This is a genomic window from Nitrospira sp. (assembly GCA_030653545.1).
Classification (GTDB): Bacteria; Nitrospirota; Nitrospiria; order Nitrospirales; family Nitrospiraceae; genus Nitrospira_D.
In genome coordinates, this window is sequence record JAURZE010000025.1 from 79,177 (window position 1) to 97,658 (window position 18,482).

20 protein-coding genes are annotated in these 18,482 nt (G+C 58.4%); 14 read left to right on the plus strand and 6 right to left on the minus strand.

What is annotated here, in order from left to right:
- The first annotated feature begins 8 nt into the window (after positions 1-8).
- Both Q7U39_12080 and Q7U39_12085 read left to right on the plus strand, forming a co-directional pair.
- Entirely contained in the window at positions 9-848 is an 840-nt protein-coding gene (locus tag Q7U39_12080) for a uroporphyrinogen-III synthase (protein ID MDO9118690.1), read from the plus strand.
- A gap of 184 nt (positions 849-1,032) precedes the next feature.
- Positions 1,033-1,899: a hypothetical protein gene (locus Q7U39_12085; GenBank protein MDO9118691.1), complete on the plus strand. Its 867-nt coding sequence runs from the start codon at positions 1,033-1,035 to the stop codon at positions 1,897-1,899.
- Here the strand turns inward: Q7U39_12085 and Q7U39_12090 are convergent.
- Genes Q7U39_12090 through Q7U39_12100 form a run of 3 tightly spaced genes read right to left on the minus strand, consistent with a single transcriptional unit; the run spans position 1,896 to position 4,871 of the window.
- Complete coding sequence (locus Q7U39_12090) at positions 1,896-3,173, minus strand: hypothetical protein (protein ID MDO9118692.1); 1,278 nt, start codon at positions 3,171-3,173, stop codon at positions 1,896-1,898. The genes Q7U39_12085 and Q7U39_12090 overlap by 4 nt on opposite strands.
- Positions 3,174-3,224: 51 nt before the next feature.
- On the minus strand, positions 3,225-3,791 hold the full coding sequence (locus Q7U39_12095) for a hypothetical protein (protein ID MDO9118693.1): 567 nt from the start codon (positions 3,789-3,791) through the stop codon (positions 3,225-3,227).
- Positions 3,792-3,794: 3 nt separating this feature from the next.
- Positions 3,795-4,871: a hypothetical protein gene (locus tag Q7U39_12100; protein ID MDO9118694.1), complete on the minus strand. Its 1,077-nt coding sequence runs from the start codon at positions 4,869-4,871 to the stop codon at positions 3,795-3,797.
- A gap of 396 nt (positions 4,872-5,267) precedes the next feature.
- Here Q7U39_12100 and Q7U39_12105 point away from each other — a divergent pair, with 396 nt between their 5' ends.
- From Q7U39_12105 to Q7U39_12135, 7 genes are all read left to right on the plus strand, one after another.
- Positions 5,268-6,290, plus strand: a complete 1,023-nt coding sequence (locus Q7U39_12105) for an alkaline phosphatase family protein (GenBank protein ID MDO9118695.1) — start codon at positions 5,268-5,270, stop codon at positions 6,288-6,290.
- 59 nt (positions 6,291-6,349) lie between these two features.
- Positions 6,350-6,754 carry a hypothetical protein gene (locus Q7U39_12110; GenBank protein MDO9118696.1) on the plus strand — a complete coding sequence of 135 codons (405 nt, stop codon included), beginning with the start codon at positions 6,350-6,352 and terminating at the stop codon, positions 6,752-6,754.
- Positions 6,755-6,759: 5 nt separating this feature from the next.
- Positions 6,760-8,124, plus strand: coding sequence for a HEAT repeat domain-containing protein (locus Q7U39_12115; GenBank protein ID MDO9118697.1), 1,365 nt, complete (start codon positions 6,760-6,762; stop codon positions 8,122-8,124).
- Between the two features lie 126 nt (positions 8,125-8,250).
- Positions 8,251-9,321 carry a HEAT repeat domain-containing protein gene (locus Q7U39_12120; GenBank protein ID MDO9118698.1) on the plus strand — a complete coding sequence of 357 codons (1,071 nt, stop codon included), beginning with the start codon at positions 8,251-8,253 and terminating at the stop codon, positions 9,319-9,321.
- A gap of 187 nt (positions 9,322-9,508) precedes the next feature.
- Positions 9,509-10,609, plus strand: a complete 1,101-nt coding sequence (locus Q7U39_12125; protein MDO9118699.1) for a HEAT repeat domain-containing protein — start codon at positions 9,509-9,511, stop codon at positions 10,607-10,609.
- The gene (locus Q7U39_12130) at positions 10,602-11,366 is read left to right on the plus strand and encodes a HEAT repeat domain-containing protein (GenBank protein MDO9118700.1); all 765 of its coding nucleotides are present in this window, start codon (positions 10,602-10,604) and stop codon (positions 11,364-11,366) included. Before Q7U39_12125 ends, Q7U39_12130 begins: the two co-directional genes overlap by 8 nt.
- Positions 11,367-11,404: 38 nt before the next feature.
- Positions 11,405-12,112: a HEAT repeat domain-containing protein gene (locus Q7U39_12135; GenBank protein MDO9118701.1), complete on the plus strand. Its 708-nt coding sequence runs from the start codon at positions 11,405-11,407 to the stop codon at positions 12,110-12,112.
- 18 nt (positions 12,113-12,130) lie between these two features.
- Here Q7U39_12135 and Q7U39_12140 read toward each other — a convergent pair whose 3' ends face one another.
- Positions 12,131-13,453 carry a UDP-glucose/GDP-mannose dehydrogenase family protein gene (locus Q7U39_12140; GenBank protein ID MDO9118702.1) on the minus strand — a complete coding sequence of 441 codons (1,323 nt, stop codon included), beginning with the start codon at positions 13,451-13,453 and terminating at the stop codon, positions 12,131-12,133.
- A 181-nt stretch (positions 13,454-13,634) separates the two neighbouring features.
- Between Q7U39_12140 and Q7U39_12145 the strand changes: the two genes are divergently transcribed.
- From Q7U39_12145 to Q7U39_12155, 3 genes are all read left to right on the plus strand, one after another.
- Complete coding sequence (locus Q7U39_12145; protein MDO9118703.1) at positions 13,635-14,039, plus strand: CBS domain-containing protein; 405 nt, start codon at positions 13,635-13,637, stop codon at positions 14,037-14,039.
- A gap of 58 nt (positions 14,040-14,097) precedes the next feature.
- A complete protein-coding gene (locus Q7U39_12150; protein MDO9118704.1) occupies positions 14,098-15,645 on the plus strand; it encodes a fused MFS/spermidine synthase in 1,548 nt (515 codons plus the stop codon).
- 276 nt (positions 15,646-15,921) lie between these two features.
- Positions 15,922-16,398, plus strand: a complete 477-nt coding sequence (locus tag Q7U39_12155) for a hypothetical protein (protein ID MDO9118705.1) — start codon at positions 15,922-15,924, stop codon at positions 16,396-16,398.
- Positions 16,399-16,504: 106 nt separating this feature from the next.
- Here Q7U39_12155 and Q7U39_12160 read toward each other — a convergent pair whose 3' ends face one another.
- Both Q7U39_12160 and Q7U39_12165 read right to left on the minus strand, forming a co-directional pair.
- On the minus strand, positions 16,505-16,837 hold the full coding sequence (locus tag Q7U39_12160) for a hypothetical protein (protein ID MDO9118706.1): 333 nt from the start codon (positions 16,835-16,837) through the stop codon (positions 16,505-16,507).
- A 206-nt stretch (positions 16,838-17,043) separates the two neighbouring features.
- Positions 17,044-17,391 (minus strand): 4Fe-4S dicluster domain-containing protein, encoded by a 348-nt coding sequence (locus tag Q7U39_12165; GenBank protein MDO9118707.1) that lies wholly within the window; start codon positions 17,389-17,391, stop codon positions 17,044-17,046.
- Positions 17,392-17,610: 219 nt separating this feature from the next.
- Between Q7U39_12165 and Q7U39_12170 the strand changes: the two genes are divergently transcribed.
- Both Q7U39_12170 and Q7U39_12175 read left to right on the plus strand, forming a co-directional pair.
- Positions 17,611-18,111: a DUF192 domain-containing protein gene (locus Q7U39_12170; protein MDO9118708.1), complete on the plus strand. Its 501-nt coding sequence runs from the start codon at positions 17,611-17,613 to the stop codon at positions 18,109-18,111.
- Positions 18,112-18,163: 52 nt separating this feature from the next.
- Entirely contained in the window at positions 18,164-18,481 is a 318-nt protein-coding gene (locus Q7U39_12175; protein ID MDO9118709.1) for a Rieske 2Fe-2S domain-containing protein, read from the plus strand.
- Position 18,482: the final 1 nt, after the last annotated feature.

An 18,482-nucleotide genomic window follows, 5' to 3' on the forward strand; every position in this document is an offset into this window, starting at 1 on the left:
CATTCGCTATGAGTGAGAAGGGGTTGTCAGGAATCGCTGTCGCCGCATTTGAAAGCCGAATGGCAGTCGAGATGACCCGGCTCATTGAACGATACGGGGGCCGCCCATCGGTGGCCCCCGCCCTCCGCGAACTCCCTATCCAAGATAATCCCACTGCCCTGCGATTTGGAATCCGGCTCATCGAGGGCCAGGTCGATGTATTGGTGCTGATGACCGGCGTCGGGACGACCGCGTTGTTTGACATACTCAAATCCCGCCATCCTATGTCCTCCATCATGGTCGGGGTAAAGCAGTGCGCTCTCGTCGCACGCGGGCCGAAGCCGGTGGCGGCGTTGAAAGCGCTGGGGATTTCGCCGACGCTCATTGTCCCGGAGCCCAATACGTGGGTCGATGTGGTGTCGACGCTCGATGAGTATCGGCCGGTCAAAGGGCTGCGTGTGGCGGTGCAGGAATATGGGAATGCCAATCCTGAATTCTTAGAGGCGTTAACGGCTCGTGGCGCCGATGTGTTTCCCGTTCCGGTCTATAAGTGGGGACTTCCGGAAGACCTGGCTCCGCTCAGACAGGTCTTGGCAGACGTGGTTGCGGGCGATATCTCCGTGATGCTGATCACGAATGCGGCGCAGATCGATCACGTGATGCAGGTGCTTGAACAGGAGGGGAAAGTTCCTCTGTTTAGAGAGGCCTGTAAGAGGATCGTCATCGCGTCCATCGGCCCGACCGCCAGCGAGCGGCTCCGGCACTACGACCTTCCCGTCGACTTTGAGCCGTCGCATGGGAAGATGGGCGTGCTGGTGAAGGAATTGTCCGAACAGGTTGCCTCGCTGCTCGCCTCAAAGCGCCGCTAATCGCCTCGCAGATCCTCGTCCATTTGATCCTCCCTCGTTCAAACCTGTGCAACGGGTGGATAGATCCCTTCGTCAGGATTTCGGCTATCGTCATCTTTCGCGGGGTTCGGCGCGGCACTTCTCTTGCGGACCTTCGCTGAGTTCTCGCTTCACACAGAGGGTTTCCTATGAAAAGGGGGATGCGATGGCAACAACGCTTGACCTGGACAAACAGACGGCTTCGTTCGTGTGGCAGCTGGAAGAGCAACGCAAACTCGAAAAGACGCTGCTGGTTGAACGGGTCCGTGGAACGAAAGAAGGCACCGAATCGGTCTTCAACGATATCAAGACTCGCGTGGCGGTGCTCGAGAAGTTGAACGGGTCCGCCAGTGCCACCTGCATCGCGCCGATCGGCTGGAGCAAGCTGATTTTTACCGGTGCGGACAGTGTGTCGGCGCCGAATACGATCGGGTTCGGCGATCGTGATGAAACGCTCTGCAAGCTGGACCAGATTCGTTATTTTGAAGACACCACCTATCTGCGCCTCAGCGCGAATCCCCATTATGTCGAGCATGTGATGCCGAACAAATCCGCCCATGCGCGGGTCGGGGCCAACGCCTCGCTCTGGGACACGCTGGGGTATATTCACGTCGGCTATGTGACGCAACTGGGGATTCCGGCCTCGTTGGAACCGACCACCGTGTCGATCATGTCGCGTCTGAATACGCTCTTTAATTGGGTTGAAGCCAATGCTGTGGGCGACGAATGGTATGCCCATGTCTCGGCCACGGCCCGACTCTGGGTCACCTACGATGGAGAGTTTCGTCAAGCCCCACCGGCGGTATTCGTGAACGTCCTGGCGACGCCCTCGCAGATGCGGACCCATCACGATATTCCATCACCGGCGCCGAGCGCGGCGTTGACGATGCAGGTCTCGGCATCGGCAGGCAGCGGCACGACGATCAGTGTGTATGAGAGCATCGAGCTGGTCGCAACCACCCCGAACGGGCATGCCTATCTGGACGGGATCTTTTCGTGGGAACCGTTGGCGGTGCAGCTGAGAGAGGGTTAGCGCCCGGCGTCCTTGTACAGGGATCGAATGATCTCAGCCGTATTGAAGAGCATGGCGTTTGGTCTGGTGTAGGCGGCGTGACCGTAGTAGTGCTCCTGGACATTGGTGGAGTTCGTACAGTCTTTGTAGTCGACCAGCAGGCAACTGCCTTCGCTGGGAAACCGCACGGCGCGGCGGGCGCATTCCAGCCAGCGTTCGAACCCATCGTAGGGCTCGACCATTTCCCATACGGTCTTGTTGACCGCTTTCGCGGCCTCAGTCGCCGGGACGGCATCGCTTCCCGCGACGGCCAACTGCTGGACATAGTCTCCGCCCCATGCGATGGGCATTTCCATCGTGACTTGCGGCAGCTCCATCTTGGATAGCCAGGTTTTGCCATCCGTCCGGAGATTCCGGTGATTGACGATGTGCAACAGGCGTCCCATTCCCGAGAGGTCCCATCCATATCGAATGGGAGTGCCCATGGTAACGACATCGAGGGTAGCGCCGTTCATCAAGGAATGGTCGGCGAGCAGCGGCTCGATGTGCCGGGCCATGGTGGCCAGGTCTGCTTGGTTGTGTTGTTCAGCGAAGGCGGCCAGCAGGCCCAGGAGTTTCGGCCGTTTCGTAATGGGGCTGGGACAGAGCAGATTGGAGGCCAAGGCAAGGACTAACCCCGCCTGTCCGTGAGCCTGGACGAGGATCCGGTCTCCCTTGCCGAGTTGTTGAGTCTCGCAGAGGGCGTGCAGTTCATGGAGCAGGCGGACAGCGGCTGCAGCACGACCCAGGTGATGATGTTCCGAGGCCCAGAGTACGCGCCGACAGGCGATCGGTTGAGGCAGGCGCTTGTTGATGGCTTGTTGAAAGAGCGCCGTGTACGCGTTGGTGAAGTTGCCGGCCTCGCCGACTTGGTCATCGACGATCTTCCGGGTGGCCTCATCGTTCGGGAGCGGGGGCTTGAGTCCCCCGGAGAGGGCCGGGATTCCGTTTCCTCCTTCACGCATGGCCGCGAGCAGGGCATCGACACCCGAAACGCCGCGCGAATAGCCGCGCTTGAGTCCGCCGACATCATCCAGCCGCTGCATCCCGAACACATCGCTGCCGTGGATCGATCCATGGAGGAACATGATGGCGCGGACGCCCGCGCTGGCCAGCCGCGGGCCGTAGTCGGCCATACCCTCGAACCAGGCCGGAGATTCTGGAAGCGCGCCGCCGGTCAGCTCGGCGGTCGTCAATCGTTCGCCGGGGCTCTTTCGTGAGAGCTCGTCGTGCTGGAAGTTGTTCTCGTTCGGCATGGGATGAGGTATCTACCGCAAGTGGACGCGGAAGTGCAACGGAGTTCTCATTTATCGGGATGCGGGAGGGAGTGGATCGAGGTCCGGCGTCTGCTTCGGCTGGAGGGGACTCTTGAGCATCACCGCTGTGGCGGTACAGATTTTATGCTCCTCATCGATCCGGCGATCAACAATCTTGACCCCCAATAGATATTCCTGAACAATTTCTTCGCGGGTGAGTTCAATATCTTGTTCGCTCTCACGTCCGGTCCGTTCACGGACGCGGTCGACCATATGCTCCTTCACCATCACACGAATCTGCTTGGCCAGGTCGGTCCGCGCCGAGAGTTCCGAGACGCGCTGACAGACGATCGTGCCTTTCGCCAAATCACCTTGGCCTCTTCCGACCCAATAGCGCTCTGACGAATAGGAGCCCTGACCCTCTTCGGTTGGCAGTTGGCTTCCGCTCACTGGTTTGACCGATCCCTCTGGTGCTGGTTGCTGTTTGAGCCGCTCGAATGACCGTTCTGCTCGAGTTCTGACCTCGCCTGGCTCGGCCGCATCGCTCTGATAAGGCAGGAGAAGCAGGGTGCTCCCGAGCGCGAATTCCATAATTGTCAGTCTGACCGAGTTCTTCATGGCCTACTTTGCTCGTTTTCCCCCACCGCCCCCTCCTGTTCCTCGATTTCCACCACCACCTTGTCCGCTGCCGCCAGGCATGTGGGGAGTTAATCGATAGGGAACCCGTGGGACTTGATGGGGCATGGGGGGGTGGATCTGGTTAATCGTCGGGGGTAGGCGTCGAGCGGCGGGAGGCTGATTGCCGGAACCGGCACCCGGCGTCTGTGTGAAGCTACCGTTCTGTTGCAGAAATTGTTGCATTCGGGTGGAGGCGCGCGGCGGCAGCTGTTGGCCCGCCGATGGCGGCAGAAACGGATTCAGTTGATGGACATCGGTCAAGTTGCGCGATCCCGGCTGATGGCTGATTTGTGGCGGCCCGGTTGGGGTGGTATGGGTGATTTCGTTCAGTGTGCGCGGTATGCCCGGAGATCCGGGGCCGGGAACAATCTGATGAGTCGGCATGTGGGAAGGAATACTGCCGGGTGTCGGCGGAGTTGGCGGTTGAGGCGGCGCCGGGGGCTGTCTGGTGGTGATCACTTGCTGGGCCACAACCACGTGAGGGCTGTTCGGGTAGAGGCCCCGGGCGACGTTTAACAGCGCATGCGTCTGGGCCAGGCCGACCCAGGGATAAGGATAGACGACCGGCGAGACGATCACCCAGTCAGTCCAGGCCTGCGAGACCATCGCATTCGACTGAACGCGATTGAGAATCTCTTCCCGTTGCTGAAATGCCTGTTGCGTCTGGTCTGGGGTTGACGCGCTCGCCAGGGCCTGGTTTGCCGCCTCGAGTTCCTGCTGGAGCTGTTCGTTTTCCTGTTTCAATGCCACCAGCTGGACTCGCGCATCTTCGTTCTCCCGGAGCGCGGCAATGGCGTGACCGACTTCTTCCGTATCGACTTGGGCAACGAGATCGACTTTGACGACGATGGTATCACCGTCAATCGTCGTGTTGGTTTGTTGGTCCAGCACGAGGACGAGACCGGCGGTATAGGTCCGGATCTCATCTTTCGTGACATCCATGCCGTCTACAACTGTGATACTTTCGAGATAGGTCGCCACCTGCTCGAGCGCAGTCCGTTTGGCCGATTCCGTAGCCATTCGAATCGCCTCCTCGCGGGTGTCACGATCTCCCATCCGATATTCAGCTTGAGCGGTAACCACTCGAACTTCAGCATTCGCAGGAGATGCCATCTGGAGTGGGATTGCGATCAGAAGGAGCGAGGACAACAAGATCTGCCGGAGTTGCTGAGAGGCCAGGGAGGCTGCCTGTTGTCCTGACTGAGCCAGCATTGCCTTCACCCTCTCCATAAGAGGACTGACGCACCAGGACCCCGTTGGTTGACGCAACTCTGACGGTCCAGACGAATTCAGCATAACACCGGGAAACCCGTTTCGCCAGGCGATCCGCGCCTTCTGCAGCCACCTTGCCTTCCAGAAAATTCGCGTGCTAAGGTACGCATCCCCTTATTGGGTGAAAGGAAACGACACACGTCCATGAACAGCTTATCCCGCTTTTTGCTTACCGTTGTTGTCAGTCTCTCTGTGCTGGGGCTTGAGATCCTGGGAGGGCCGGCCGGCGCTCTTGCTTCATCAACGTCCAAAGCGAGTGAGCTGGCCCAGGGGGCTCCCGAGCACGTCATACTGTTTGTTCTTGAGGGATTTGGCCAGGATTCGCTCAAGGGCGGTGCTATGCCGGTTATCAGTAAACTGGTGAAAGATGGCGCAGCAACCTGGTCCGCCACAGGGGTCAATCCGGCCTTACGGTTGCCGACGATGGCATCGATCGTGACCGGGATGCCGGTCGAAAAGCACGGCATCACATGGAACGTATTCGAATTCAGCCGGGGCTATCCGCGCTCGCCCAGCATGTTCGATTATCTGGACTTAAGCGGCGGCCGCGACAGCGCCATTTTCTATATGGACGAGTCGCTCTACCAGCTGGCCAGGCCGGAGGTGTATACCGACTATCAATTATGCGGCGCGTTGCGCCCCGAGTGCCGTTCCGAGAAGATTGTGTCCTATATCCGGCAGTACTTCCAGAAAGCCACGAGCGGCTCTGGCTATGGTCATGCGATTCTCTCGGTGCCCCATCTACTGGTCGTGCATCTGCCGGAAGCCGGCCGGGCAGGGGTGGCGCATGGATGGAATTCCAAGGAGTATCGTCAGGGGTTGCAGGCGGTGGACAGCGCGATGAAGTCTGTGTTGGACGTGTTCAAAGAGCACGGGCTCTTAAACCGGACCACCGTGCTGGTGACGGCACTCAGTGGTCCCGGTACGGATCTGAGCGGTGAAGCGGCCACCACGGCAGGCACCCCAATGGTCCCGTGGATCGCGTCAGGAGTGGGGATCAAGCATGGGCAGGTCATCCACCAGCCGGTGTCGATCATCGATACCGGAGCGACGGTCATGCGCATTCTCGGGCTCGAGACCCATACGGAATGGGAAAGCAAAGCGGTCGAAGAGATTTTTCAAGCGGCAGCGGTCGCGCCGGCAGCGGCCTCGTCCAAGAAACAATAGGGCGATATATGAGGAAGCGATTTTCTCGTCAATGGTGCCTAGCACTCGCAGGAACAGCGATGTTCGGAGCTCTGATGTGCGCCCAGCCGCTGATCGGGCAAGCCGGCCCGCCGCCGGCGCATCTCAAGGAGCATCGCATTACAATCGATGCAACGCAGTTGGTGCCGGCCTCGTGGTGGCAAGTTCCGGGCGTGACGCCATCAATCTACCACTCTGATCCGGATTCGCTGGATGCGCCGAAGACTTCCGAACAACGGGAGCTGCAGCTCAAGCCGGGCAAATACAAGTTCATTTCGTTCACGTTCGATTTTCCCTTCGCCGTAAATCTTTCCGGGATGTTGGAGTTTTCGAAGGCGTTGGATCAATGTGTCGAGGGCCGCGGCACCCAGACGCTGGTGATCAAGTGCAAGCGGACCTATCCCCACGGGGGGCAACGGGATCAGTATTACGAACAGAAGCCTTAACTACTATGACGCAATCTCTAGAAGATTTGTTGGAAGCGCTTGAGGATGTCGATGATGCGACGCGCGAGGAGGCGGCGAAGGCCCTGGCCGAACTCGGCGATCCCAAGACCATCGACCCCCTGGTGAGCGCTTGCAGTGACGATTTCTGGTCCGTGCGGGCCTACGCGGGTTGTGCCGTCGCGAAGATCGGCGGGCCGAAGGCGCTGGAAGCGCTGGTTGGACTGTTCAACGATACCATCATGGAAGTGCGCAATCAGGCTGTCGAGGCGACGGCGAAGATGGGCCCGGCGGTCGTCGATCGCATGATCGCGGCGTTGAAAGATGAACGGTGGCGGGTCCGGGAGCATGCGGCAAAGACCTGCGGAGAAATTCGTGACAAGGCGGCGGTCGATCCGCTCATCGCCGTCTGTCGCGATCGCGATGGTGCGGTGAAGAGCGCTGCGGCCGAGGCCCTGGGGAAGATCGGCGATGCGAAGGCCGTCCCGGCATTGATCAAGTTATTCCGGGATTCATCGAAGATTGTGCGTGAAACCGCCGGGACCGCCCTCATCTGTATCGGGCAGCCGTCGGTCAATCCGCTGGTCGAGGCGTTGAAGGACAAAGATTTCGTGGTGCGGTGCCATGCGGCCCGCGCCTTGGGCGGAATGACCACCGACTATCAAATCGGTCGGACCTGGGTTCGCGATGCCAACGTCGTCGATGCGTTGATTGCCACGTTAAAAGATCCGGATCGGGCCGTTCGTGAGGATGCTACGATTGCCTTAGGCATGATCGGTGACTCACGAGCCATCGACGCTTTGTTGGAAGCCATGAAAGACGGTGTCGTGAAGCGGCATGCGATCGCGTCTCTCGGCATGATCGGCGATCCGCGGGCATTGCCGGCCGTCCTGGATGCCTTGAAGGGAAAGGGCATCAAGCAGGAGGGCACGCCGACGCCGGGTTGTATTGTGAGCGAAGATGCCTTCATTAAGGAGGCGGCGGCTACGGCCCTCGGCCAGTTCCGCGACCCCTCGGTCATTCCCGATCTCATTATGTTGTTGAAGGACGGGGTGTTGCGGGAAAAAGCCGCTCAAGCCCTCACGGTGATCGGGGACACGGCCATTGAACCATTAATCGCGTTTCTCTATGACCCGAAAGCATCAGAAGTGGAAGCCGAGGGTGAACGGGTGTTGTCGTACGCGTCCGTTCGGTTGACGGCCAAAGATGCACTCCGGTTGATCGTCCTTGAGACATTGGAAACGCTGGGATGGTCGCCCCCCGCCGAAGAAGTGCAGATCAGCTCCAGCAAGGCGGACAATCTCCGGGTCGATCGGCCCTTGGGCGATACCGGCCGGTTTGGGCCGTCAGGCGATGTGGCCAAGTCCAGTTAGGCATCCTGGAGCTGCTGTTGTCCTTCCTCATCTCCTCGCCAGTTGCGTTCCGGTTCCGTTGACCCTGTAAAAAACCGTGTGCTAGGGTTATCGGCTCGATTCAGGAGGTCCAGAGTGGAGGATCCCGTGGCAGAGCAGATTGCAGCCCTCAAAGACGAGGACTGGGCTATTCGAGAGGAAGCCGCCGGCTTACTCGGGACCTTCAAGGATCCGCGCGCGGTTCAGCCGTTAGTCTCGATCCTTCGCGATGCTGATCGCGCGGTTCGGGAAGCGGCGATCGGGGCGCTGACGTCGATCGGTGCGCCTTCGGTCGAAGCCCTTGGCGCGTGCCTCGTCGACCGCGAATTGTCGGTGCAGGAAGCGGCCTCCGGCATCCTGGCCTCCATTGCCGATGAGCGTGTCTATGGGCCCTTGGTCGTCGCGTTGCGGAGTGCCGACTGGATCGTGCGCATGCATGCGGCGAAGGCATTAGGGCGGGTGAAAAATATGGCGGCGGTCGAGCCGCTGATTCCGCTGTTGCAAGATAAAGTCAAAGCCGTGCGGGAAGAAGTCGCGACCGCCCTGGCCTCGATCGGGGAAGCGGCGATCCCTTCGTTGCTCGAGGCGTTGCAGCATACGGAATGGCTGGTTCGACTCCATGCGGTGGAGTCGCTCGGTAAAACGAAATCGCCACGTGCCGTTGAGCCGCTCCTCGCGCTGCTATTCAACGACCAGGATTCCGCTGTTCGCGAAGATACGGTGCGGGCCCTGGGCGAGATCGGCGATCCGCTCGCAGTCGAGTTCTTATTCACGGCGATGCGGGAACCGGGCTTGCGCACTCTTGCGGTAGAAGCGCTCGGACGCATCGGTGACCGGCGGGCGGTGCCGGTATTGATGGAAGTGGTGTTAGGGACTTGTCCGCCTGACGTGACGCGGGCTGTCGCCGGCTGTGGCGATCAATGGAGCGAAGAAGTCATCACTCAGGCTGCGGCCGCCAGGGCTTTGGGTATCATCGGCGATGACGCCGCGGTCCCTGCGCTGGTCACCGCATTGGAGTCAACGTTTACCAGAGCTGAGGCGGCGGCGGCGTTAGCCAAGTTTGGATCGAAAGTGGTTCCGCTCCTCATCCCGCTGTTGACCGGCCACCCCGATGAAAATATGCGGTATCACGTGAAGGAAACCCTGGCGCTGGCGGGATGGCGAGCCGGGCGAGTGTAGTCGGATGCTGAAAACGTCCGCCAGCGGGGTTCTCGCGTCGCGCCGAGACTCTCAACGTGCGAAGCCGTACTCCTTTGGTCCCGGTGCTTGCTGCGGTCTTACTGGATAGCCTTTTTGAGCATCCTAGTAGGGTAAATGGAGCGTATCAGTATTCATTGTGTGTCCAGTGTTTCTATTGAAAGTATAAATGTCCAAGGAAACGATTGAAACGCTGGTTTCGGAGCTGGTCCATGAAGAAGACTGGCGGCGCATGCGGGCGACGGCGGCCTGTGTCGCCGGCGGACCTCGCGCCGTCCAAGCGCTCGTCGAGGCGCTTCGGACCGGGACACCCGAGCTGAAGAAAGAAGTGGCGGCGATGTTGTCGCGCATCAAAGATCCGCAGGCCGGCGTGGCGCTGGTCGGTCTTCTGGAAGACGAAGATGAAGTGGTGCGGAAGGCGGGCGCCAATGCGTTAGAGCAGATGGCCGGGGTGCTCGATACGGACACCGCTGCAGCGCTGGTGGCGTTGCTTCCCAAGTATCAGGAGGGCGAGGCGCGGCAGCTGATGACCCATCTGGTCGGAGCTATTCCAACGGCGGTGATCCCGCTGTGCGACATGTTGAAGCACCCGGATCCGTCCGCGCAGGTGACGGCGGCGTTGATGCTCGACCAGCTTCTGGATCCCCGTTCTATCGATGCATTCATTGATGCGATGGGTCAACCGGCGGTGCAGGATATTGCGGTCAGCACGTTGAAGAAGCTGAGCGCGATCCGCGAGCGGATCGATGAGACGTTCAACGCGCTTCGGGATGTGGAAGGGGCGAGCGAACGCGAAGAAGCGCGGATGTCGACGGTGATCTATCTCCTGGGCATCGGGCGGCCGAGCGTGGAGATTTTAATCGAATATCTCGAAGACGATGATTGGCTGGTGCGTGAAGCGGCGGCCGATTTGTTGGGAAAGATTGCGGACGTGCGGGCAGTCGAGCCATTGATGCGGCGACTGGAGCGCGACAAGGATACCGGCGTGAAGGAGCTGGCGATCAAGGCGCTGGGATTGATCGGCGATGCCCGTCCGACGCAGCTCTATCTGGAAGCGATTCCGATCCGGCCGCTCCGGGTGTATGCGATGGAGGCGCTGGCCAAGATCAAGGATGTGGAAGTGTTGCGCCCTCATAAAGAACTCTTTGATCGGCTGCGGACGGATCGAGACGGGCTGGTGGCTTATAATGCGGGATTGATCGCTGATAAACTTGAAGCCTTAGGCGGAACCGATACCACAGGTCAGGAAGGGAATCACGAGGATGAGTAATGAGACAGAATCTGATCGGATTGATCTCCTCATTTCGGCATTGCGCGACGAAAATGAAGCGTTGCGCGATCACGCGATCGCGAGCCTCGGACAGATGGGGGCCGATGCCGTGCCGCGTCTGATCGGGCTGATGGCCGATGAAGATGTCGTGATTCGAGAGGCGGCGACGACGGCGGTCGTGCGGATCGGGCCCTCCGTGGTGGAGGCGCTTTTGGATGCGTTGCAGGATGATGAGTGGGCGATTCGCGAACAGGCGGCATCCGGACTCGGCAAGCTCAAGGACCCCCGCGCGGTCGAGCCGTTGGTGAAGGCGCTCAAAGATAAGGATGGCGCGGTGCGGACGGCGGCGGTCTGGGCGCTGGAACGGATCGGCGATGCGCGTGCAGTGCCCGGGCTGGTCGATGTGCTCAGCGACAACACGCTTCGGGAGGATGTTGCCCGTGTCTTGAAGAAAATCGGCGATGCGCGCGCGGTGGATGCGTTGATCGACGGCCTCTTGGGCAATAATTGGATGGTGCGGCGCCATGCCGCAGAGGCCTTGGGGAAGATCGGGGATCACCGCGGGGTCGGCCCGTTGATTGAATCATTGCAAGACGAAGATTGGCTGGTCAGGCGGAACGCGGCGGAATCGCTGGCCCGCCTTGGGGCGAAGGAGGCGATTCAGCCGCTCTTGCCTCTGCTCGAAGATGAAAATACGATGGTACAAGAAACCGTTGAAGGCGTGCTCGCGAGCTTGGGTTGGACCGCGAAACAGTAATCGCTCCTCTTACCTTATAGACAAGAAGGATACACGTTATGGCTGATGAAGCACCGGTGAAATTGATTCAGATCGGTCCGAAGGGCGGGGAAAAGAAAGACGGGTTCAACCTGGTGACTGAGCGGGTAGTGGCCATCAACCCCGAGGCCAAGCAACTCGAAGTCGAGTTGCTCGCATACGACGGCAAGACGGTGGTCCTCGAGGTCGCCGAAGAGGCGCTTGAAGACCTCAAGAAGCTCAAAGTCGGCGACGGGGCGACCATTCGGGTTGTTGAAGAGAATGGGAAGCGGGTCGCGAAGAGTTTCCGGATTCGTTCAAAAGATCCGAACGCGGCCAAAGCCGATGCCATGTTGCTGGATCTTAAGGATCCGCACTGGCTCAATCGGAAGTATGCGGCGGAAGTCTTGGGCGAGCTCAAGGACAGCCGCGCGGTGACGCCGCTCGTGGAGGCCTTGGTGGATGAGGTCGGCGATGTGCGGCAGCGTGCGTATGATTCGCTGATCAAGCTCGGCGGGATCTCTGTGTCCTCCTTGGTGCCGTTGCTCGTGTCCGAGGAGGATGAAATCCGGCAATCGGCGACGGAGATTATCCGAAAAATCGGCAAGCCTGCCGTGGAGCCGCTGGCGACGGCGTTGACGGATGCCGATGACCGGTTGAAGACCCGGATCATGAAAGTGCTGGATCGGATGGGCTATAAGCCGAAGGCCAAGCAGGAGACCGGTGCTGAATTGCCCCGCCTGACCTAAGCCGCCACCGGCCGCGGCCTAGGCAGGCCGCGGTTCTCTGGTGGGTCGCCCGACTGATACGTGGCGGAACCCGTGTCCCGTCACCCGGTCGGAGTCATAGACATTGCGCAGATCAAGCAGCAGCCGATGACGCATGGATTGCTTGAGCCGGTCGAAATCGAGATTCCGGAACTGGTTCCACTCGGTCATGATGATGAGCCCGTCGGCGTTTTCAGCCACATCGTAGGCTTCTTTGCATGGAATCATTCCCGGGATGAGCTTCGTGGCTTCTTCCATCGACACCGGGTCGTAGGCTCGCACGGTGGCGCCTTCCTTCATAAGCTCTTTCAAGATCGTCAAGGACGGAGCCTCGCGCATATCGTTCGTATTCGGCTTGAACGAAAGCCCCAGTACCCCGAGAGTTTTTCCAGCGAGCCCGCCGCAGGCCTCGCGGATCTTCGCGACCATTCTGAGGTGCTGTTCGTAGTTCACTTTGGCGGCTGCTCCGGCGATTTGGAATGGATAGCCCACGCGTTCACCTGTCTGGACCAGCGCCGCGAGGTCCTTGGGGAAGCAGGACCCACCGAATCCCGGCCCCGCGTGGAGAAACTTACCGCCGATTCGATGATCCAGCCCCATGCCCTTGGAAACCAATTGCACATCCGCGCCGACGCGCTCGCAGACCGTGGCCATCTCGTTGATGAACGAAATCTTGACGGCGAGAAAAGCGTTTGACGCGTACTTGATCATTTCCGCCGTGGGGACGTCGGTGACGACAAAGGGCGTTTCAAGCAGGTAGAGCGGCCGATAGAGGTCTTTCATGATGGCCGCGGCTTGATCGCTATCGGCGCCGAGCACTACGCGGTTCGGGCGCATGAAGTCTTCAATTGCGGATCCTTCACGCAAGAATTCAGGGTTGGAGACAATGTCAAAATTAATCGGTTTCGTCTGGTGTTTTCGGATGACCTCCCGGAGTCGCTCGCCGGTTCCGACGGGGACAGTCGACTTGGTGACGATCACTTTATAGCCGGTCATGTGCTTGGCGATGCCACGGCCGACTTCCTCCACAAACGACAGATCCGCAGATCCATCGCTCTTTGGGGGAGTGCCCACAGCAATGAAAATGACGAGAGCTTTATCAACGGCTTTGACGACATCTGTCGTGAAGCTCAGCCGGCCTTCTTTGATTCCTTTGGCGACCAATTCGGTGATGCCCGGTTCGAAAAATGGCACCTCTCCCTTTTCCAGCTTCTCAACCCGACGGGCGTCGTTATCCATGCAAGTGACGTTGACGCCGAACTCCGCAAAGCAGGCTCCTGTGACAAGGCCGACGTAACCGGTTCCAATGACGCTGATATGCATGGGATTGTTTCTCCTTGGTAGCTAGGGTATTGGTGGAGCAAAGTATAGCAATGGATCAAACAGTGGGCAATGAAATGGCTAAAATCGGCTACTTAGTGTTCAGGGTAGATTCCACGGCGTTGACTCTTTGAAAATTGGTTGAGTAGAATCCGACTCTTCTACAAGAGGGAGCACTGTTGCCGTGAACTCCGTAGGAATGCAGCGTCCGCTTGCAGTCATGATGCGGTCGGCAGCGCAGACGATTTCCCCGGATGCGACAGCTTGCGATGCCGCGCGGCAAATGCGTGCGGCAAAAGTCGGAGCGCTCTTGGTTCGTGAGGGCGCGTGCTACCTCGGGATTATCAGTGAAGCCGATCTGGTTCGAAAGGTATTGGCGGAATCCCTGGTTCCTGCTCATACGCTTGTGCGGTCAGTCATGAGCGCCCCGCTGATCACGATTGACGTGACGGCCTCGGCGCATGATGCCAGCGACGTCATGGCGCAGGCTGGTATTCGCCATCTGGCGGTCGTTGAAGGCGGAGAAGTGGCTGGAATACTTTCCGTAAGAGATTTGCTGCGGTATTTCAAGAATTGGGGACCTCAATGATCCGTGTGGCCTCTTGCCTTCTTGGTCCTGGTCAATACCTGTCTGCGCTGCCTCTCGCATGACCGTTGAAGGGACCCCTCCAATCTCGCGTGCGTTCCTGCTTTCCACTGCGCTGATCACCGGGGCGGTCGTGATGGCGCTCGAAATTCTCGGCAGCAGGCTGCTCGCCCCCGTGTTCGGAAACTCTTTGTTTGTGTGGGGGGCGCTGATCGGAGTCATCCTTGCCGCGATGAGCAGCGGCTATGCCTTCGGCGGATGGGCGTCAGATCGGTATGCAGGGGGGAGCGTGCTCGCGGGGCTGCTGCTCTTTTCAGGCTCCTGGACATTTCTCGTTGCCTGGGCCAGCCAGCCGATCCTGTTTCAAGTGGACGCCTGGATTCAGGACCCACGGTGGGGGCCTTGCCTTGCGGCCACGATTCTCCTGGCGCCTCCTGCATTCGGTTTGAGCGGGGTCTTGCCCGCGATGTTGCGGTTGGCCGTCTCTGATATGGGGCACTTGGGGCGCCACACGGGCCGCATGATCGCCCTGTCAACCGTAGGAAGTCTGATCGGGACCTGGGGAACCGCGTTCTTTCTGCTCTCGTGGATCGGCAGCCAGGCCTTGGTGGCCTGGTTGGGGACAATCCAAGTGGTACTGGGGCTGTTGTGGCTCTGGCGGGGGACGAAAGTCAGACCTGTTGGGCTATTCCTCGGACTGGCCTGCAGCGGCCTGTTCGTTGCCTTGGCGCTCCATCCCATCCAGAAATTGAACCCGCCGGTTCATCAGGAAGATAGTCCCTATCAGCAAGTACGGGTGCGGGATGACCAGTTGTTTCGGTACCTTGTGCTGGATCGTACGTTTCATGCAGTGATGTGGAAAGCCGATCCGCTTCCGCTGTTTCTGCCCTACAGCCAGCTCATGGTGGCGTCGTTAGCGTTGGTCGATCAGCCTCAACGCGGTCTGATTTTGGGACATGGCGGCGGCTCGCTGGCCAAGTGGCTGGCGCACTATTGGCCCGATCTCGAAATGGACATCATCGAGTTCGATCCGGTGGTGGTGCGGATGGCAGAAGACTATTTTGAGTATCATCCTCCAGCCAATCACCATGTGCGGGTCAAGGACGGGCGGGCGTTCCTGAATACCACCGACCACCTTTATGATGTGATTTGGATCGATGCGTTTGCCCGCCACATGATTCCGTTTCATCTGACCACAAAAGAATTCTATGCGGCGGTGCGAATGCATCTGAAACCGGATGGAGTTGTGGCGTTGAATTTGGCGTCATCCGGAGAAGACCTCGATAATGCACGGGCAGCGGCTGTCGTACAGACCATGCGTGGTGAGTTCCCCGTAATTGAAACCTTTGCGGTCAAAGGGCCATGGAAGAGCGGCCAGACCAAAGCGGAGAATTTGATTTTTTTTGCAGGGGGCCCGGTCACGGAACACGGACATGAAGCCTTCATCGCAAAAGTGACCGCGATGGCTATGAATCGACAACTCCCAAGCGAGGCGGTCGCGCTGCTCGGATCTCACCGGACTGATCCATGGCCGATGGGATTTGAACTGACAGACGATTTCGCTCCCTATGATGTTCTGATAGGGAGAGATGCGTCTGATGTACGTTAGATAGAATAAGGTTATGCAAGGCATTGAATGTATTGCTACATTGTTCAATTTTCAAGCGGATCATGAATCAAGCCATCATCGATTTCTATCTGGAGAAGCTGCTTGCTTCCATTTTGAGCCCTATGCTATAAGTTGCGCCTCGTGATGTAGCAATTGTTGGCACAGGGTGTATGTGTGAGTGTCGGACGGCATCGGATCAGTCAAGGCTATCAGAGCTTGGCGGAAGTTATTTACCAACCTAATCACATCTCTTCTTCTTTATTAAGGAGGTAGGTCATGGGCAAGACGATGTTATCGGTCCTCTTTGGCCTCGGGTTGAGCGTCGCTGGAGCCTCGGCTGCATTTGCACTCCAAGCCGGTGGTGTTGAGGTCGGCGACCTTGAAACCGGATCAGTCGTGGGCCAGTCGTTCAAGGAACTGGATGTGGATGCGTCATTTTACGCCATCGAAATCGGCAACATGAAGACCTGGTATCCGCCGACGACCGTGATTGATTTTAAGACGCGGCCCGGCGCCCCGGTGCTGCTGAAGGTGACTAATCTGTCCACTGCAGAGCATGGATTCCAGCTCACAGCAGCGGTGAATCAATCGGCCCCGACGGTGTTGAACACCAAGCTGGTGCTCAAGCCAGGCGAGACCAAGTACATCGGTGTTCCAACGAGCGACTTGTTCTATGCCGCGGGGAACGTGTTGGAGTATCGTTGCCATCTGCATCCGGCGCACGTCGGTGGTAAGTTGGTAATGTTGAAATAGTTCGGTCATTTTTTCTGACCGCAAGTTGAGATAACCAAGGCCTCGGAGAAGCAATTCTCCGAGGCCTTGGTGTTTTATCTCAAGCCCGTTTATTGAGAGTGATTCGCTACGTCTCTTCCGGTTGGCAATCTGCTCCGCTCTCTACGGGAATCCGTTGTATGGCGGTCAGCTTTCCTGCGACGATCAAGAGTAGGTACCTACTTTCTTGTGCGGCCGGCTGTTGCTTCTCAATAACATAGGTGTAGAGATCGACGACCATCTCGTCCCCGTCCCATTGGGTGTCGTTTACGACCCACATATGGCTGGTGGCGTCGGGGAAATGGCGAGTGACGAACCCCTCTATGATCGCCCCCAGTTCGCTTGTGCTGGCGTGGACCCATCCGGGGGCAGTAAGGGTAAAAAAGAGGAGCGTGCTAAGGAGCCAGAAGCGTGGACGCATGACTGCACCTCCAGGGTAAGAGGGAGAGGCTCAATCGAAGCGTGGCAGTCGATAAGGAGTAGACTGCGACAACAAAATCCTACAGCTGATTCAATCGTAATGCTAGTGGAATGTTGTGGTCGGCGAGGTCAGGAAGAGAAAATGAGAGGGCCTTGTGTTGATCAACACAAGGCCCTCTCTTACATCACGAAGCCCTGAGGAGTGTGCTAGTTCCGGACGCCGCTCCAGATCTTGCTCTCATCAATGGCCTTGTCAGGGTTCAACGTTTTGGCCTTTGTCATTAACACATCCGTTGTTTCCGGATAGGCCGGATCGGAGATGCAGCAATTGTCCACAGGGCAGACGGCCGCGCACTGCGGTTCATCAAAGTGCCCGACGCATTCCGTGCAGCGATCATGGGTGATGATGTAAATGTTGTCGCCTACGCCCTGACCGTCGCCCACGTGATGGCCCTTGCCCTCAGCATCGCTCCGGGTTTCGAAAATCGCCTCGTTGGGACATTCAGGCAGGCAAGCCCCACAGGAAATGCATTCGTCGGTAATCAGCAGTGCCATGACCCACGCCTCCTTCTCACTTCTGAGACAACAAACAATATTGACAAGATCGCGCCGCCCCGACCATAGTGCGTGCGCTGTGTGGGGGCCATTCTATTCTGTGATTCTTTTCTAAGTCAACAGAACGGCTTCCGGTCAGAAGGCCTAGAATTCAAGGGAATATGGCCCATGAGGCCCAGGCCGGTAAGTTAATTTTTCTCGACACCGAAGGCGAAGACTATGGCTTTAACGCAGTCTCAGGGGAGTGATCGAGAGCAGAAAAAAAAGCGGATCATCATGATGATCCTGTTGGCGATCCTCCTCATGAGCGTGTCCATGTTTCTGGTGCCGCAGAAGGACACGGACATCATTGTGGTGACCTTTCCTCACGGTGAAACGATCGAAGCGGAAGTTGCAGAGACGCCGGAAAAGCTGCTGTTCGGGCTCGCGTTTCGTGATCAGTTGCCGCCCAATACGGGGATGCTTTATATCTTTGAGTCTAATGGGCTCCATCGGGTCCGGACCAAGGAATTTCGATTTCCTGTGGACATGATCTGGGTCGATGAGAGCCATCATGTGGTGCACATGGTCGAGCGTGCGAGCCCCTGCGAGAAGGACCCCTGTCCGTTCTTCGGTCCTCCGCCGGAGGCGGCGCGGTATGTACTGGAAACCGAGGCGGGATTTATCCAGCGGGTTGGTGTTGCAAATGGGGACGAGCTAAAGTATTTCCTGCGCATGTAACGGATTCGCCTGCAGAGTGCCGTGCCGTTTCTGGCCGATTGAGGAGACTGGTATGGAGGGGTTCCAACGGGTCGCTGGACTGAACGAAGTGGCGCCCGGGCAATCGAAAGTCGTGAAGGTTAATGACAAGGCCATTGCCCTGTTCAATATCGACGGAAAGTTCTATGCGATTCACAATTTGTGTCCGCATGAAGGCGGGCCGCTGAACGAAGGTCGATTGAAAGGGTATGTGGTGGCCTGTCCCTGGCACGACCTGGCCTTCGACATTCGAAGCGGGCAGGGAACCGACGGCGGCGGCTATTGCATCGGGAGTTATGAAGTGCGTGTCGAGGATGCCGATATTTTTGTGGGGCCCCGTCGAAAGGCGTAAT

Excerpts from the sequence above, each read along its gene's own strand:
- Q7U39_12080 (MDO9118690.1), top strand. The coding sequence starts at position 9 with ATGAGTGAGAAGGGGTTGTCAGGAATCGCTGTCGCCGCATTTGAAAGC.
- Q7U39_12085 (MDO9118691.1), top strand. The coding sequence starts at position 1,033 with ATGGCAACAACGCTTGACCTGGACAAACAGACGGCTTCGTTCGTGTGG.
- Q7U39_12090 (MDO9118692.1), bottom strand. The coding sequence starts at position 3,173 with ATGCCGAACGAGAACAACTTCCAGCACGACGAGCTCTCACGAAAGAGC.
- Q7U39_12095 (MDO9118693.1), bottom strand. The coding sequence starts at position 3,791 with ATGAAGAACTCGGTCAGACTGACAATTATGGAATTCGCGCTCGGGAGC.
- Q7U39_12100 (MDO9118694.1), bottom strand. The coding sequence starts at position 4,871 with ATGGCTACGGAATCGGCCAAACGGACTGCGCTCGAGCAGGTGGCGACC.
- Q7U39_12105 (MDO9118695.1), top strand. The coding sequence starts at position 5,268 with ATGAACAGCTTATCCCGCTTTTTGCTTACCGTTGTTGTCAGTCTCTCT.
- Q7U39_12110 (MDO9118696.1), top strand. The coding sequence starts at position 6,350 with ATGTTCGGAGCTCTGATGTGCGCCCAGCCGCTGATCGGGCAAGCCGGC.
- Q7U39_12115 (MDO9118697.1), top strand. The coding sequence starts at position 6,760 with ATGACGCAATCTCTAGAAGATTTGTTGGAAGCGCTTGAGGATGTCGAT.
- Q7U39_12125 (MDO9118699.1), top strand. The coding sequence starts at position 9,509 with ATGTCCAAGGAAACGATTGAAACGCTGGTTTCGGAGCTGGTCCATGAA.
- Q7U39_12130 (MDO9118700.1), top strand. The coding sequence starts at position 10,602 with ATGAGTAATGAGACAGAATCTGATCGGATTGATCTCCTCATTTCGGCA.
- Q7U39_12135 (MDO9118701.1), top strand. The coding sequence starts at position 11,405 with ATGGCTGATGAAGCACCGGTGAAATTGATTCAGATCGGTCCGAAGGGC.
- Q7U39_12140 (MDO9118702.1), bottom strand. The coding sequence starts at position 13,453 with ATGCATATCAGCGTCATTGGAACCGGTTACGTCGGCCTTGTCACAGGA.
- Q7U39_12150 (MDO9118704.1), top strand. The coding sequence starts at position 14,098 with ATGACCGTTGAAGGGACCCCTCCAATCTCGCGTGCGTTCCTGCTTTCC.
- Q7U39_12155 (MDO9118705.1), top strand. The coding sequence starts at position 15,922 with ATGGGCAAGACGATGTTATCGGTCCTCTTTGGCCTCGGGTTGAGCGTC.
- Q7U39_12160 (MDO9118706.1), bottom strand. The coding sequence starts at position 16,837 with ATGCGTCCACGCTTCTGGCTCCTTAGCACGCTCCTCTTTTTTACCCTT.
- Q7U39_12165 (MDO9118707.1), bottom strand. The coding sequence starts at position 17,391 with ATGGCACTGCTGATTACCGACGAATGCATTTCCTGTGGGGCTTGCCTG.
- Q7U39_12170 (MDO9118708.1), top strand. The coding sequence starts at position 17,611 with ATGGCTTTAACGCAGTCTCAGGGGAGTGATCGAGAGCAGAAAAAAAAG.
- Q7U39_12175 (MDO9118709.1), top strand. The coding sequence starts at position 18,164 with ATGGAGGGGTTCCAACGGGTCGCTGGACTGAACGAAGTGGCGCCCGGG.